14 protein-coding genes are annotated in these 12,980 nt (G+C 65.5%); 6 read left to right on the top strand and 8 right to left on the bottom strand.

Annotated features, from left to right (window positions below):
* Positions 1-22 precede the first annotated feature (22 nt).
* The 3 genes from Q2K20_RS02985 to Q2K20_RS02975 form a co-directional block, all read right to left on the bottom strand.
* Positions 23-871: a hypothetical protein gene (locus Q2K20_RS02985; RefSeq protein ID WP_317176676.1), complete on the bottom strand. Its 849-nt coding sequence runs from the start codon at positions 869-871 to the stop codon at positions 23-25.
* Complete coding sequence (locus Q2K20_RS02980; protein WP_301163012.1) at positions 849-1,949, bottom strand: type IV toxin-antitoxin system AbiEi family antitoxin; 1,101 nt, start codon at positions 1,947-1,949, stop codon at positions 849-851. Before Q2K20_RS02980 ends, Q2K20_RS02985 begins: the two co-directional genes overlap by 23 nt.
* Before the next feature lie 73 nt (positions 1,950-2,022).
* Positions 2,023-2,595 carry a heme-binding protein gene (locus tag Q2K20_RS02975; RefSeq protein WP_317176675.1) on the bottom strand — a complete coding sequence of 191 codons (573 nt, stop codon included), beginning with the start codon at positions 2,593-2,595 and terminating at the stop codon, positions 2,023-2,025.
* A 313-nt stretch (positions 2,596-2,908) separates the two neighbouring features.
* Between Q2K20_RS02975 and Q2K20_RS02970 the strand changes: the two genes are divergently transcribed.
* Positions 2,909-3,736, top strand: coding sequence for a mycofactocin-coupled SDR family oxidoreductase (locus Q2K20_RS02970; RefSeq protein ID WP_317176674.1), 828 nt, complete (start codon positions 2,909-2,911; stop codon positions 3,734-3,736).
* Positions 3,737-3,798: 62 nt separating this feature from the next.
* Here Q2K20_RS02970 and Q2K20_RS02965 read toward each other — a convergent pair whose 3' ends face one another.
* Complete coding sequence (locus Q2K20_RS02965) at positions 3,799-4,584, bottom strand: alpha/beta hydrolase (protein WP_317176673.1); 786 nt, start codon at positions 4,582-4,584, stop codon at positions 3,799-3,801.
* A 45-nt stretch (positions 4,585-4,629) separates the two neighbouring features.
* A complete protein-coding gene (locus tag Q2K20_RS02960) occupies positions 4,630-5,040 on the bottom strand; it encodes a VOC family protein (RefSeq protein WP_317176672.1) in 411 nt (136 codons plus the stop codon).
* On the opposite strand from Q2K20_RS02960, the gene Q2K20_RS02955 reads away from it, so the two are divergent.
* Positions 5,017-6,615, top strand: a complete 1,599-nt coding sequence (locus tag Q2K20_RS02955; RefSeq protein ID WP_410494170.1) for a GMC oxidoreductase — start codon at positions 5,017-5,019, stop codon at positions 6,613-6,615. The two genes, Q2K20_RS02960 and Q2K20_RS02955, sit on opposite strands and share 24 nt — an antisense overlap.
* Before the next feature lie 456 nt (positions 6,616-7,071).
* Here the strand turns inward: Q2K20_RS02955 and Q2K20_RS02950 are convergent, their stop codons facing one another.
* The gene (locus Q2K20_RS02950) at positions 7,072-7,683 is read right to left on the bottom strand and encodes a hypothetical protein (protein WP_317176670.1); all 612 of its coding nucleotides are present in this window, start codon (positions 7,681-7,683) and stop codon (positions 7,072-7,074) included.
* Between the two features lie 458 nt (positions 7,684-8,141).
* Between Q2K20_RS02950 and Q2K20_RS18180 the strand changes: the two genes are divergently transcribed.
* Positions 8,142-8,438, top strand: a complete 297-nt coding sequence (locus Q2K20_RS18180) for an alcohol dehydrogenase catalytic domain-containing protein (RefSeq protein ID WP_410494169.1) — start codon at positions 8,142-8,144, stop codon at positions 8,436-8,438.
* A 105-nt stretch (positions 8,439-8,543) separates the two neighbouring features.
* Positions 8,544-8,978 (top strand): zinc-binding dehydrogenase, encoded by a 435-nt coding sequence (locus Q2K20_RS02945; protein WP_317176669.1) that lies wholly within the window; start codon positions 8,544-8,546, stop codon positions 8,976-8,978.
* Here Q2K20_RS02945 and Q2K20_RS02940 read toward each other — a convergent pair.
* Positions 8,934-9,908: an IS481 family transposase gene (locus tag Q2K20_RS02940; protein ID WP_317176668.1), complete on the bottom strand. Its 975-nt coding sequence runs from the start codon at positions 9,906-9,908 to the stop codon at positions 8,934-8,936. The genes Q2K20_RS02945 and Q2K20_RS02940 overlap by 45 nt on opposite strands.
* Positions 9,909-10,128: 220 nt before the next feature.
* Here Q2K20_RS02940 and Q2K20_RS02935 point away from each other — a divergent pair, with 220 nt between their 5' ends.
* Positions 10,129-10,332 carry a hypothetical protein gene (locus Q2K20_RS02935; protein ID WP_317176667.1) on the top strand — a complete coding sequence of 68 codons (204 nt, stop codon included), beginning with the start codon at positions 10,129-10,131 and terminating at the stop codon, positions 10,330-10,332.
* A gap of 374 nt (positions 10,333-10,706) precedes the next feature.
* Here the strand turns inward: Q2K20_RS02935 and Q2K20_RS02930 are convergent, their stop codons facing one another.
* Entirely contained in the window at positions 10,707-11,564 is an 858-nt protein-coding gene (locus tag Q2K20_RS02930; RefSeq protein WP_317176936.1) for a hypothetical protein, read from the bottom strand.
* A 146-nt stretch (positions 11,565-11,710) separates the two neighbouring features.
* Between Q2K20_RS02930 and Q2K20_RS02925 the strand changes: the two genes are divergently transcribed.
* Positions 11,711-12,979 (top strand): glycosyltransferase family 4 protein, encoded by a 1,269-nt coding sequence (locus Q2K20_RS02925; RefSeq protein ID WP_317176666.1) that lies wholly within the window; start codon positions 11,711-11,713, stop codon positions 12,977-12,979.
* Position 12,980 lies beyond the last annotated feature (1 nt).

The raw sequence follows: 12,980 nt of genomic DNA, 5'->3' as shown, positions 1-12,980 counted from the left end.
CCGGTCCACCCGCTATCGAGAGTTACGGGCCGGATGTCGGTCGCTCACCCAATTCGAGTAGCAGGTCCCGAGCGAGGAAGTATGCAGCAACTGCGACTTGTTCAGGTTCACCAATCCCCTCCTCGGCGCGTCCCGCCATTGCCGATCCGAGAGCCTCCGGGCTACGAGCGAACAATTCATCGAGGAACCCGAGGGCGTCTTCTGTTGCGGCCGCGCTGAGTTCATGGGTTCGGAGCTGCGAGAACACTGTGGCCAAGTCATGTGTACCGAACGCCTGGAGGAGCCGGTAGGCGTCGTGCGCGTCTTTGTCGTTCAGTCGGTGCGGGGCATCAGCACGCTCGGCGACCTTATGTAGTTTGGCAACCAGCAATGCTGCAGGTCCAGCTACCCGGAGGCGGGCCCGACGCTTGTCTCGCGGATCGAGCGCAGGTACATCCATTTGTTCGTTGTCGACTAAGCATGCCTCCAGTCCTCGTGCCCGGCGGGCTGCGTGCTTCGAATGCGGCGGTATCCGAGCACCTCGCGCACCGCGACCGCCTCCACCGGCAAGCTCTTCTGGGACCATGAGGTCAACCGGTATCCCTTCTCGATTGAGCCAGGATCCCGGTTGATCGGAGAGGTAGAAGCCCGCTCGCGTCATGGCGTCGTCGATGAGCGGCTCGTCTGCGACCGTGCGAGGGTCGAGCGCGACGTCACTGTCTTTCGTTGCCTCCGCGAGTGCCACCCGGAGACCGCCGGTTCGAAGGTAGACCGCTTGCGCCCCGATCAGGACGAGAGACTCCCGGTGCTCGGACAACGCCTCGGCCGCGTCCAGCAGCGCAGACCGGGCACTGACGAGCAGATCGCCACTACCCCCTCCAGGACTGTTCATGTGCCCTCATCCATTCGATCAACTCGTTCGCCTCTGCGGGTGCCCGGCCCGGCCCGGTCATGAGGTCCACAGCCACCTGGGCCGGGCGGGCGACCGTGAGCCCTTCCAACGCGGTCATGGCGCGTTCCATGACGACGGGGTAAGTGGGTTCGATCAACAGCACGTTCGCTCCCGCTTCGGTCGCGCGCAAGCCCCAGTTCGCCGCTGCACGTTCGACGTTTCGGACGTACACCATCGCCGACCTGGCTGGCGCGTAGGCAGCCCACGCTGCTGCTGCGACGGACCCGGTCAGCGCGTAGTCGACGTCCTCTTCCTCGCGCACCGTATCGAGAAGGTCCGACAGGCCCCGGGGAGCGATCCAATGGGACACGGCATTGGACCGGAGTAACTGATAGTCGTCGCTCCATCTGCGCAGAAGAGCTGCCCAATCGGACACCAGGAATCGCCGGTCAGGCAGCCGCTGCGCAAGTTCCTGATCTTCGAGAAACTGCATCACACGGTATACCGACCCCACCGAGGCATTGGCGACGTCGGCGAGTTCCCGCACACGCCATGGCCCGGGAAGATCGAGTAGCGCTCTGACTACCTTCGCTGCGGGTTCTCCCTTGAGGGTACCCCTCGGGCGCCCTGGCCCCCGCCAGGGATCTCTTTCGGCACCACGATCCGAGACGAAGAGTGCGGGAACGGGGGATGAAACCCTCATATTGCCGGTCGCATCGATATATGAAATGCCAGCCGCGTCGAGCCGCGCACGGTCGGCGGGCGCGAGATAGCGAGTCAAGACCAGGCACCCACTGTCCGGCACCTGGGCCATAGTGTCGCCGCACCTCTTCCGAAGCGCAGGTATGTCGCGAGCTACGACGGCGCTCTTGACGGTGACACAGAATGTTGCGGCACTCCCATCGGGAGCCTCGGCGATCATCAGAGAATCTGCGCCGCCAGATGTCGACGATGTAGCGCCCTGCCTGGTATCGATCTTCCACTCCGGCGGGAGTCTCTCGCGAAGTGCCTGGGACGCGGCATCGACGAGTTCCGCCTCCGAAGGGGGTCTCGAATCTATCGTCTTGCCGTTTATCATGTTCGGATAATAGCGCCGTTCCGCAGCCAACGGAAGCGGACAATTTGCCGAACACCGCCAGGCGCGACGCGAGTCAGCCGCCTTCGGGCCACACCACGTCCTGCACCACCTCGTTGCGCCGCAGGAACCACGGCGTGAAAGGCGGGTCGAACCGGGCGCACCTCGGCGGACCGGTGGCGACCAGCCCGGCCCGGGTGATCCCGGCCTCGAGGTCGGCCAGGTGACGTCGATAGGCCGACTCGCTCCACCGTCCGGAGTAGCGCACCGCTGCGGCGACACGGTCGGGCACCTGCTTGACCCGCACCCGAGGATCGGTGGGCACCGGCGCGGTCGCGGCGGTCAGCGAGGCGGGCAGGACAAAGGCGACGACGTGCTCGTCGCCGTCGGCCTCGGTCTGCACCACGGGTGCGGTCATGGCGATCTTCTCGGAGCCTGGTGACTCCTGGACGACCGGTGCCGTCATGGCGATCGACCCGGCAAACTCGTTGTGACCGGTGATGTACCTGAACAGCGCCCTGAACGCCTGGTTGCCGGCGCTGCCGAAGGACCCGTGAACGGACACCTCCGCCACGGCGTGGGATGGGTACCGCCGCAGCTCGAACTCCGGGTACCGCTCGAGGACCTCGTACGGCTGCTGCTCGGTCATGAATCGACGGTACGCGGGCGAGCGGCCAGTGGCGGCGCCGCGCGTCAAGTCACCGGAGACTGCCAGGCGGGCATGCCCCTGGGCGACGTGGTGCGGGTGGAAGATCGCGACGACGACGACGACGAGGCCCACCTCCACCCGCCGGGCCCGCGGCCGCCGAGTCCGCGGAACCGGCCAGGTCAGCGACCCACACCGTACGCCCGTCTCCGGTTCGGCCTGTTTTCGCCGAACCGCAGAACTCTGCATGCCTCGTCACTAGCGTGCGACTCAGGGCGGTACTTCACCGGCCTACCTACTTTGGGAGGGCGAGATCATGGGCAAGCTGGACGGCAAGGTCGCATTCATCACCGGCGCCGCACGGGGCCAGGGCCGCAGTCACGCGGTGCGCTTCGCGGAGGAGGGCGCGAACATCATCGGCGTGGACGTCTCGGCGCAGATCGACACGGTTCCGTATCCGACGGCACAGCCGGGCGATCTGGAGGAGACGGTGCGGCAGGTCGAGGCCGCCGGTGGCCGCATGCTGGCGTCGGAGGTCGACGTGCGCGATCTCGCCGCGCTGACGAAGGCCGCCGACGACGGCGCAGCAGAATTCGGGCGGATCGACATCGTGATCGCCAACGCGGGCATCAGCTCAATGGCTCCGACTCTGGAAATGGACGAGAACACCTGGCAGACGATGATCGACATCAACCTCACCGGCGTCTGGAAGACGGTCCGGGCAGCGGTGCCGCACATCGTCGCGGGCGGGCGCGGCGGCTCAGTGGTGCTCACCAGCTCGTTGGCGGCGATGATGACCAACGCCAACATCGCGCACTACACCGCGGCGAAGACGGGAATGGTCGGCTTGATGCAGGTGCTGGCCAAGGAGCTCGCGCCGCAGAACATCCGCGTCAACACGGTGCATCCCACCACCATCGCCACTGACATGGTGCTCAACGACGCCACGTACAAGCTGTTCCGTCCGGATCTGGAAAATCCGACCCGCCAGGACTTCGAGGAGGCAGCGTCGCAGATGAACCCGTTGCCCCTTCCCGTTCCGGAGTCGATCGAGATCACCAACGCGGTGATGTACCTGGTCTCCGACGACGCCCGCTACGTCACCGGCAACACCCACGTGGTGGACGCCGGCGCGCGTCTCTGACGACGAGGTTCCCCGCCACCCCGCCCGACCTGCCGCCGCCGGGTGGCGCGGAACCGGCCGTGTCAGCCCGAGAGTTCGCGGAGCCAGTCGACGATCGCGCCTGCCAACTCGTCCGGGGCCTCCACCGGCAGCATGTGTCCGGTCTCCGGGATCTCGACATAGGTCACGGGACCACCCACGACACCGTTCGCACCAGCACCAGCACCAGCACCAGCACCAGCACCAGCACCAGCCTCGGCGCCGCTCGACCCGGCCCCATTCGCCTCGGCCCACCGCCGCTGCTCCTCGGTGGGCACCACCAGGTCGTCCGACGCGCCCACGATCAGCACCGGGACACCAACCTGCGCGGGGAACTCGCTGCGATCCGGCCGGGCGCCGATCGCCACCGAATGGGCGGCGAACCTCTCCGGCCCGTACACCCGTGCCGCGCGCAGCCGCTCGGCCCGGACCTCGGGGTCGTGGCCGCGGTCGCCGTAGTACACCGCACCCATGCCGTCGAGCGCGATCTCCTCGTACGCCTCCGAACTCAGGCCCGCGGCACGGTCAGCCCGCGCCTTCGCCGACTCCGGATCCTCGGCACCCACCGGGGCGGTGACCAGCACGAGTCCGGCCAGCAGCGACGGGTGCCGCTCGGCGAGATGCATGGCCACCACTCCTCCGAGGGAATGCCCGACGACGACACTGCCGGGCGCGACCCGGCCCTCCACCTCGTCGACGAGCGCGTCGAGGTCGGCCACGGCCGGAAGGTCCAGCGGCGTGGTGTGGACGCCGTCCGGCAGCGCGTGCATAACCGGCGCCCACGTCTGCGCGTCACCGTGGAGGCCGGGGAGGAGGACGAGGTCGGTCATGACCGCGAGGTTACCCACCCGAAACGCGCTCCGCGCCCCGCTCCGTCACTCCTCGCACAGACAGAACGGATGGCCCACCGGGTCGAGGGACACCACGAACCGCCCGTCGGGACTGGGCTGGTGTTCGTGTCGGCGGGCGCCGGCGGCGAGGACGGCCGGCTCGGAGTCGGCGATCGAGTCCACGTAGAAGTCGAGGTGCACCTGCGTGGGGACCGGCCCCTCGGGCCAGGTCGGCGCGCGGAAGTCGGGGACGGTCTGGCACGCGAGCGCGATCGCGCCCGGCTCGCCCTCCGGCGGCAGGACGTCGACCCAATCCGAGTACTCGGCATCGTCACGAATCCGCCAGCCGAGCATCGCCGCGTAGAACTCGGCAAGCTCTCGAGCATCGGGGCAGTCGAGTGCGACGACACACGCCGCGCGGTGATCCCGGCCATGGCACCACGCTACGACCTGCACTCCAGGCGCCTCAAGCGTTCATGGACCGAGGCTCCTCCCGGCGGCCGGAGCTGGGGCGCTCCCCCGGTGCGCTCTGGGAATCGGCGACGACGACGAGGGCCCGCCGCCGCCCGAAGCGACCCGCACCTGGCGGCGCTGCGCCCGACGCAGGCGGGGATCGCGACCCACATCGTGGAGATGGGCCGCAGCTGGGACACGCCGGGCCCGGACGGCAAGATCTTCTCGGGGATGCTCAATCCGGACAAGCGCTCCACGTGGCTCTCGGACACCACCAGCCAGCCGGTCAGCAACTTCATGGGCTTCGGGATCGACAAGAAGGTGGAGCGCTACGTCGGGGTCCTCGACGCCGAGAAGTTCTCGGGGGTCAACGTCTACCAGGGCCGCGGTGTCGGCGGCGGTTCGCTGGTCAACGGCGGCATGGCGGTCACGCCCAAGCGCACCCACTTCGAGCACATCCTCCCGAACGTCGATGCGGCCCAGCTGTACGGCACCTACTTCCCGCGCGCGAACGCCACCCTCGGCGTGAACCACATCGACCAGGCGTGGTTCGAGTCGAGCCCCTGGTACCAGTTCGCCCGCGTGGGCCGGAAGACCGCGCACCGCTCCGGGTTCGCCACGACCTTCGTGCCCAACGTTTACGACTTCGACTACATGAAGCGCGAGGCGGCGGGGACCGCGCAGGCCTCCGCGCTCGGCGGCGAGGTGATCTACGGCAACAACGCCGGCAAGAAGTCGCTGGACAAGACCTACCTCGCCCAGGCCGCCGCCACCGGCCGGCTCACCATCTCGCCGCTGCACCGGGTCACGGCGGTCGCCCCGGCCACCGGGGGCGGGTACCGGGTGACGATCGAGCAGATCGACGAGCAGGGCGCGGTGATCGCCACCAGAAACGTCACCGCGGACAAGGTGTTCTTCGCCGCCGGCAGCATCGGCACCAGCAAGCTGCTCGTGTCGATGAAGGCGCAGGGCCTCCTGCCCAACCTGTCCAACCAGGTGGGCGAGGGTTGGGGCAACAACGGCAACATCATGGTCGGGCGCGCGAACCACATGTGGGACGCCACCGGCTCCAAGCAGTCGACCATCCCCACCCTCGGGATCGACAACTGGGCCGACCCCACCGCGTCGATCTTCGCGGAGATCGCTCCCCTGCCGGCCGGACTCGAGACCTACGTGAGCCTGTACCTGGCGATCGCCAATAACCCCGAGCGGGCCCGCTTCCAGTTCAACTCCGCCACCGGCAAGGTCGACCTGACCTGGAGCGTGTCCCAGAACCAGCCGGGCATCGCCATGGCCAAGAGAGTGTTCGACACAATCAACAAAAAGGAAGGCACCGTCTACCGCACCGACCTGTTCGGTGTGTACAAGACCTGGGGCGACGACTTCACCTACCACCCCCTGGGCGGCTGCCTGCTCGGCAAGGCCACCGACAACCACGGGCGCCTCCACGAATACCCCGGCCTCTACGTCGTGGACGGCTCCCTCGTCCCGGGCAACGTGGGCGTGAACCCGTTCGTGACAATCACCGCGCTCGCTGAGCGGAACATGGACGCCATCGTCGCCAGCGACCTGCAGTAGGGGCCGCAGGCACGGTACGGACGGGCGACGCCGCGCGGGCCGGATCCCCACCGGGATCCGGCCCGTTCGTCGTGACGCGGGTGGGTACATGGGACGACGACGAGGTCCACCTCCACTCCGATCGACCCGCTGCCGTCGGGTGGCGCAAAACCGGCTCAATCAACCCGGGAGTCCGCGAACCCAGTCGACTAGTGCGCCGTCCTGCTCGTACGGGGAATTGACGACGACCCCAAACTAGCGAGCCTGCGCCGGAGTCGCTACGGCGGGCCGTACCCAAGGTCGGCTGGCTGGCCTTGCGTGGGCGACCTGCCCGCCGTGATTGAAGACTTCTGCGAGGCAGCGCCAGACGGCGTGTTCAACGGTCGCTGGGCGCAGAAAACTGTGCGGCGCGACCGCGTCACAAACTTGGGCGGGGGCTATTGACCCCACTTCCCGAGTTCTGGGCAGTTTCGGAATCTAGCGGTAGCCGCCGCTCAGCTGGATCTCGGCCCCATCAATCAGTTTCTGCCGTTCAACGGGGGGGATTCCGTCAACAGTGTTCGACACAGTCAATCGGAAGAAATCGGAGTCGGACTCCACTGGGATTTCGAAAGTGAACCCGCAATAGCCTCGATCTATCCAATCATCAGATTTCTTGGAGAGCGAAGATTGAAAGACAAGGGGGCCCGTCGCAAGAACTTTCCCCTCCGCATCAGCGATCGTCAATATCGACGACTCATCGAGATCCCCTCCTGCGCAGCTCTTTTCCCCCTCACTGAGACTCAGGAACTCACCCACCTCTGTGTCTGCGAGCGGAGAGTCGGCGGGGTCATACATCCAACCGGTGTGATCTCTGATCATCCCCTTCGCCGTGAAGCTCTTGGCGGAGGTTCCAATTCCGCCGACAACCAGCAGTACGATAACCACCAGAAGGAGCGCAACGACGACACCCACAAGGGCAGGCAGCAGAGGCCCTCGCTTGCCCAGCAATGCTGCGCGGAGGTCGACGCCTCTCTCAACTCGTGGTCGGGCCGGGCCGTGGTGGGCCTCGTCGGTCGCTCCCGAACCCTCGCCGGTGGAAGTTCTCATTATCCGCCTCCTGATTGGGCTCACCCCAGACGAGACGAACCTGTGAACCGAAGTTGTCACTAGCAAGACTAAGAGTAGTTTAAGACCTTAATGAACTCGAACTTTCAAAGAATGCGGCGCGCTCGCGGGACTGTCTTGCCGCCCTAGTGAGACAGCCCTGGCCCATCAAATGCCCCATCCCGTCGAGGTACACCGCGAACCGCTCGTCGGGACTGGGCTGGTGGTCGTACCGCTGCGCGCTGGCGGAAAGGACGGCCAGTGCGGAGGCGGCGATCGAGTGCACGTAGAAGTCGAGGTGCTCCTGGGTGGGGACCGGGCCCTCGGGCCAGTTCGGCGCACGGAAGCCGGCGACGGTTTGGGCACGGAAGGGGGCCTACGAGTGGGTTCACCGACGTGGCAGTGCGCGACCCGCATGTAGTTAGGATCCTGAACGGCACAAAGCCCGGGCGAGGCGTACCTTGTCTACGGCCCCGATCGGCTGCGGGCGCTGCCAGCCGTGCTCGCGCGAGCAGGACACCTACCGCCAGAACGTGCCGTCGGTCGGGTACCTGGCCACCGGCCTGGCCCGCGACGGCGGCATGGCCGAGTACTTGACCGCCAGGGCCCGCAACCTCGTCCCGATAGGCGACGCCGACCCCGTGTCCGCCGCCCCCTGGCGGACGCCGGCCTCACCCCGTACCACCCCATCAAGCGGGTGCTGCCGCACCTGTCTGCGCCGGTCGCCACCGCGCTGTGCATCGGGCTGGGCGGATTAGGCCTGGTCGGGGCGCAAATCCTCCGGGCGCTCACGGGGGCGACCTGGATGGGGGTCGTGAGCATATTCCAGCCCGGGGATCCTCCGGGCGCCCACGGGGTCGTCGGTGTACGCCACCGACACCAAACGCGAGGCAATCGCCGCTGCGGAGAAGGACGGCGCGATCGGCATCCCGAGCGAGGGGGCCGCCGAGAAGCTGAAGGAACTCACCGGCGGGCGGGGCATCGACGTGGTCTCCGACTTCGTGGGCGCGGCCCCGACCCTTGAGCTCGCCGCGCGACCGTGGCCCCAGCAGGGCGCGCTCACCGTGGTGGGCCTGGCCGGCGCCGACTTCCCGTGGCACGTCTTCCGCCTGCCCTTTGTGGTCAACTTCTCCTCCACCTACTGGGGCACCTTCGAGGCTCTCTGCGAGGTGGTGGAGCCGTACCGGGCGGGCGAGATCAACCCGGAAGTCCACGTCTATTCGTTCGACAACGCGCTACGGGCGTATCAGGAACTAGTTGTACTGCCCACGCAGGTTGTGTACGCGGTCTGCGGGTGAGGCGCCTCGTAGCGCGGTGTGGCCGCGGTGGAAATTGTAGTGGTGCAGGAATGCGGGTAGGCGAGCCGCGCGGTCGGATTCGCTGACGTACGCGGTGGCGTAGGCCCATTCCTCGAGCATGGTGCGGTTGTAGCGCTCGACCTTGCCGTTGGTTTGCGGGCGGTACGGGCGGGTGCGCTTGTGTGCGATATTGCCTCCGAGGGCCTCGGCGAAGGCGTGGGAGCGGTAGCAGGAGCCGTTGTCGGTCAGGACCCGGTGCACGGTGATCCCGGCGTCGGCGAAGAAGGCGTTGGCCCGCTTCCAGAATCCGGCGGCGGTCTCTTTGCGCTCGTCTTCTAGGAGCTCGCTGTAGGCCAGGCGTGAGTGGTCGTCGACGGCATTGTGGATGTACCAGTAGCCCATCCCGCGTTTGCGGTCACGTTTGCCCTTGGCGCGGCCGTGGACCTTGTGTCCGCCGCCGTCGGGGATGCGGCCGAGCTTCTTGATGTCCACATGCACCAGATCGCCCGGTGCCTCGTGCTCGTAGCGACGCGGGCGCCGTGTGTGTGCCCTGACCGGGGCGCCGGTGGCCGGGTCGGTGAACGCCAGCCTGACGCAGCCGTAGCGGGACAGGATCTTGTGCACCGTGGACGGTTGCATGCCCAGGTGGTAGGCGATCCGGGCCGGGCCCCACCGGCGGGATACGCGCAGACCGAGCACGCGGCGTTCCCGCCGACGCGGCGTCTGGGTCGGGCTGTGGTGCGGACGGCTGGAGCGGTCGACCATGCCGGCCTTGCCGTACTCGCGATACCTGTTCACCCACTTGCGCACGGTGCCCACCGAGACGTTGAACCGCTCGGCGGCGCGGAGACGAGTCCAGCCGTCCTCGACGACACACCGAGCCAGACGCAGTCTTCCCGTCGGAGTCAGCGGAGCGTTAGCGTGGGACATGAAGACCTCCGTTGTGGATGTGTTTGCTTGGTCGCTTTCACACCTCACACGGAGGTCTTCCTCATGTCAGCCCGCCATGCCGACCGGTGACACAACGTCCGTGGTCAGTACAACTAGTCGACGGCAAAATCAGCGGACGCGCGGTGATCGCCACGCACCGGATCTGGGCTGACGCCACTCCCGAAGAGCCGAAACACGAGCACTACGAAGGAGTCGAGAGATGACCATCGAGGACCTACCCGACCCGGTCGACTACACCCCCGAACCGGATTCCGTCACCGCCGCCGAGAATAATGAGCCCGAGACGAGCGCTGACGACCCCACCCACGAGGCGAACCCGGCCGACGTCGCCGAGCAAATGGCGGCGCTACCTGAGGGTGACGAGGAGCTGACCGACGACGAACCAGAGTCCGAGGCCGAGTGACGCTGGCCGGTTGAGGCTCGAGGATTGCTCGGCCGAAGCTCTAAAGTGCGAGCCGGGCCCGGCTGTTCACAGTGCGCAGTTCAGTTCAAAAGCGACGACGAGGCGCTAGCAGCGCTCCCCTGATCAGCACTCCGCGAGTCCGCCGACCAGCCGCCCCGCGTCGAAGCCGTTAATCAATCAGAGCGCGCCGTCCGCCATTGCGGGGTCCGTCCTGCTGGACCTCGGCGATGTCGCCAGTGCGAACGGCTTCGAGTGCTGTAGCCAGGGTCTCGGACTCTGCGGGATTGCAGGCGAGCTACGTCAGCCCGGGGGCTCCGGAAACGAACCCGACGCTGCCCAGACCCAACGTGACCGTAGTGGCGAAACCCCTGTGACTATATTCTGGACCCAATCAAGTGATTAGCAACTCTCGGCGCCATTAAATAGCCGGCGAGCAACGGCGCAAGCGCTATCAGGCCCACTTTCTTCACGGCCAATGTACCCAACGAGGAAATCGCGGTTATAAGGGCTGCCACATGCCAATGCTCGACCCCTTGAAAATCGACGAGTTGCTGGTAAACGTGATCTCGATGAGCGACGGTCAACTGATCGCCCCGCGAAAGGCGACAAAGAATCGTCCATCCCGTATCAGCCAAATAAACTGAGTACGGCAACCCGAGTAATAGAGCTTCGAATTTGTTGTTCGACCAACACTCGAGGGTCTCAAACGCAATACCAGCGCCGAAGAGATAACTCCCCACATCACCGAGGAAAACTTTCGCGGACGGAACGTTCCAAGGAAGGAAACCGATGCTTGCCCCAAGCATAGAATGGGCAAAGGCCGCATCTCCAACGAGGCCAATTTTCTCCAGGCGTGAAGCAGCGAATACAGACCACACCGACGCTTGACCCCCGGAAATACCGTTGATCCCGTCCATGAAGTTGAATGAATTAACGATAGTTGGCACAAGGACCACGCCCACGATCGGAGTCGAACGTCCACCGCACGCCAGTCCTACGGCCGCTCCCGTAACTGCCTGAGCACCTAGGCGCCGCACCGCAGACAACTGGTATCGATCGTCGAGGTACCCGACGGCAGCGAGCACAGCGGTCCCTACGCCGACTCGCACTGGTACCTGGACCCCTGCAAGGCGAGCCACAGCCAGCCCCACCGCGATCCCCCCGAAACATGCGGCGCCTCCGCCGCGAGGAGTTGGCGCAGCGTGCGAAGATCGCGAGTTGGGTACGTCCATTCGGTCGCCCGCGCGAAGTATCCGGACTACGCCGGGCATAGCTGCAGATGTGACAGCAGCCGCAACTGCCCCTGCAAGTAGTGTTGTCTTGGACATGGGAGCTAGCCTCCCATACCGGCGAGATTGCGTCGTAGTGCCATATCAATATGCATCTCTGGGAACGGAAGGTCATCCGAGTGAGAATCGGTATGCTGAGCCACTGGTTCGATCCAGAGGGAGGCGCCGCAGGCGGGCCGGGCACGATCGCCCGCGCTCTTCACCGCCGCGGGCACGAAGTCGATGTGGTCACTGGATACCCTATTTATCCCGCTGGCCGCGTGTTCGACGGGTACCGTATCCGCCCCTACATGCGGGAGAGCATTCGCGGCGTCAACGTTCACAGAGTCCCCATTTACCCGAGTCACGACGATAATGCCGGACGCAGAATGGCCAACTATCTAAGCTACGCAGCTTCGTCGACCGTGGCCGCACCAGTGTTACTTCGCAAGTCCGATGTCTTATTCGTATATTCGTCTCCAGCCACTGTCGCCACGGCCGCGGGGCCGCTCCGCGCTCTAAACGGCGTACCGTTTGTTTTGCAGATCCAAGACCTTTGGCCAGACACCGTAACGTCTAGCGGTTTCGTGGATAAGTCGACAAGATCTTCGATGGAGAAGGTCCTCCACGCGTACTGCAATGAGGTCTATCGAAGAGCTGCCCATATCGCCGTAATTTCACCCGGCATGGCCGAGCTGCTCGTCACACGGGGGGTGTCACGGCACAAGATTAGTGTTGTTCCAAACTGGGCGGAGGAATCCTCGTTTCGCCCAGTCCCGCGAAACCACCACCTTGCCAACTACTTGGGACTGACGAGGAAATTTACCATCATGTACGCGGGCAACTTCGGAGAGATGCAAAATCTCGATTCTCTCATCGAGGCAGCCGAGCTACTTCGTACACGAGAGGACATCGGTTTCGCTCTAGTAGGCGGAGGGGTCAGAAAAGAACAACTTGCACGACGGGTCGAGGAGCTCGGCCTCAACAACGTCACGTTCATCGAGCCCCAGCCGTTCGAAAAAATGGCAGATACCCTCGCCCTTGCAGATGCCCAATTGATTTCTCTCAAGGATGAACCCCTGTACCGGGTCACTATGCCAAGCAAGGTTCAAGCGAATATGGCGGCAGGCCAGCCCATCATCGCAGCCGTGGCTGGTGACGCCGCTCGCGTAGTCAACGCCGCCAACTGCGGCATGACCACGCCTCCCGGCGATCCTCGCGCACTAGCCGAAGCAATCGAAGAGATGGCAGACCAGGGTTCCGAAGCGTGGGCCGAATTTGGTGAACGCGCACGCAACTACTACCAAGCAAACTTCTCCGAAAAGACCGCCGGCGATTCGTTGGAAGAACTTCTCCGCCAGCACCGAAAGCGTCGGTGAC

This window comes from Dietzia sp. IN118 (genome assembly GCF_032905965.1).
Classification (GTDB): domain Bacteria; phylum Actinomycetota; class Actinomycetes; order Mycobacteriales; family Mycobacteriaceae; genus Dietzia; species Dietzia kunjamensis.
The sequence above is the reverse complement of the archived record's forward strand: the minus strand, read 5'-3'. Positions and strand labels throughout refer to the sequence as shown.

Bases quoted from the DNA above. Each gene is read 5' to 3' on its own strand.
- Q2K20_RS02985 (WP_317176676.1), bottom strand. From the start codon at position 871: ATGAACAGTCCTGGAGGGGGTAGTGGCGATCTGCTCGTCAGTGCCCGG.
- Q2K20_RS02975 (WP_317176675.1), bottom strand. From the start codon at position 2,595: ATGACCGAGCAGCAGCCGTACGAGGTCCTCGAGCGGTACCCGGAGTTC.
- Q2K20_RS02935 (WP_317176667.1), top strand. From the start codon at position 10,129: ATGACCATCGAGGACCTACCCGACCCGGTCGACTACACCCCCGAACCG.
- Q2K20_RS02940 (WP_317176668.1), bottom strand. From the start codon at position 9,908: ATGTCCCACGCTAACGCTCCGCTGACTCCGACGGGAAGACTGCGTCTG.
- Q2K20_RS02925 (WP_317176666.1), top strand. From the start codon at position 11,711: ATGCATCTCTGGGAACGGAAGGTCATCCGAGTGAGAATCGGTATGCTG.
- Q2K20_RS02965 (WP_317176673.1), bottom strand. From the start codon at position 4,584: ATGACCGACCTCGTCCTCCTCCCCGGCCTCCACGGTGACGCGCAGACG.
- Q2K20_RS02930 (WP_317176936.1), bottom strand. From the start codon at position 11,564: ATGGACGTACCCAACTCGCGATCTTCGCACGCTGCGCCAACTCCTCGC.
- Q2K20_RS02980 (WP_301163012.1), bottom strand. From the start codon at position 1,949: ATGATAAACGGCAAGACGATAGATTCGAGACCCCCTTCGGAGGCGGAA.
- Q2K20_RS02950 (WP_317176670.1), bottom strand. From the start codon at position 7,683: ATGAGAACTTCCACCGGCGAGGGTTCGGGAGCGACCGACGAGGCCCAC.
- Q2K20_RS02970 (WP_317176674.1), top strand. From the start codon at position 2,909: ATGGGCAAGCTGGACGGCAAGGTCGCATTCATCACCGGCGCCGCACGG.
- Q2K20_RS02955 (WP_410494170.1), top strand. From the start codon at position 5,017: ATGGCACCACGCTACGACCTGCACTCCAGGCGCCTCAAGCGTTCATGG.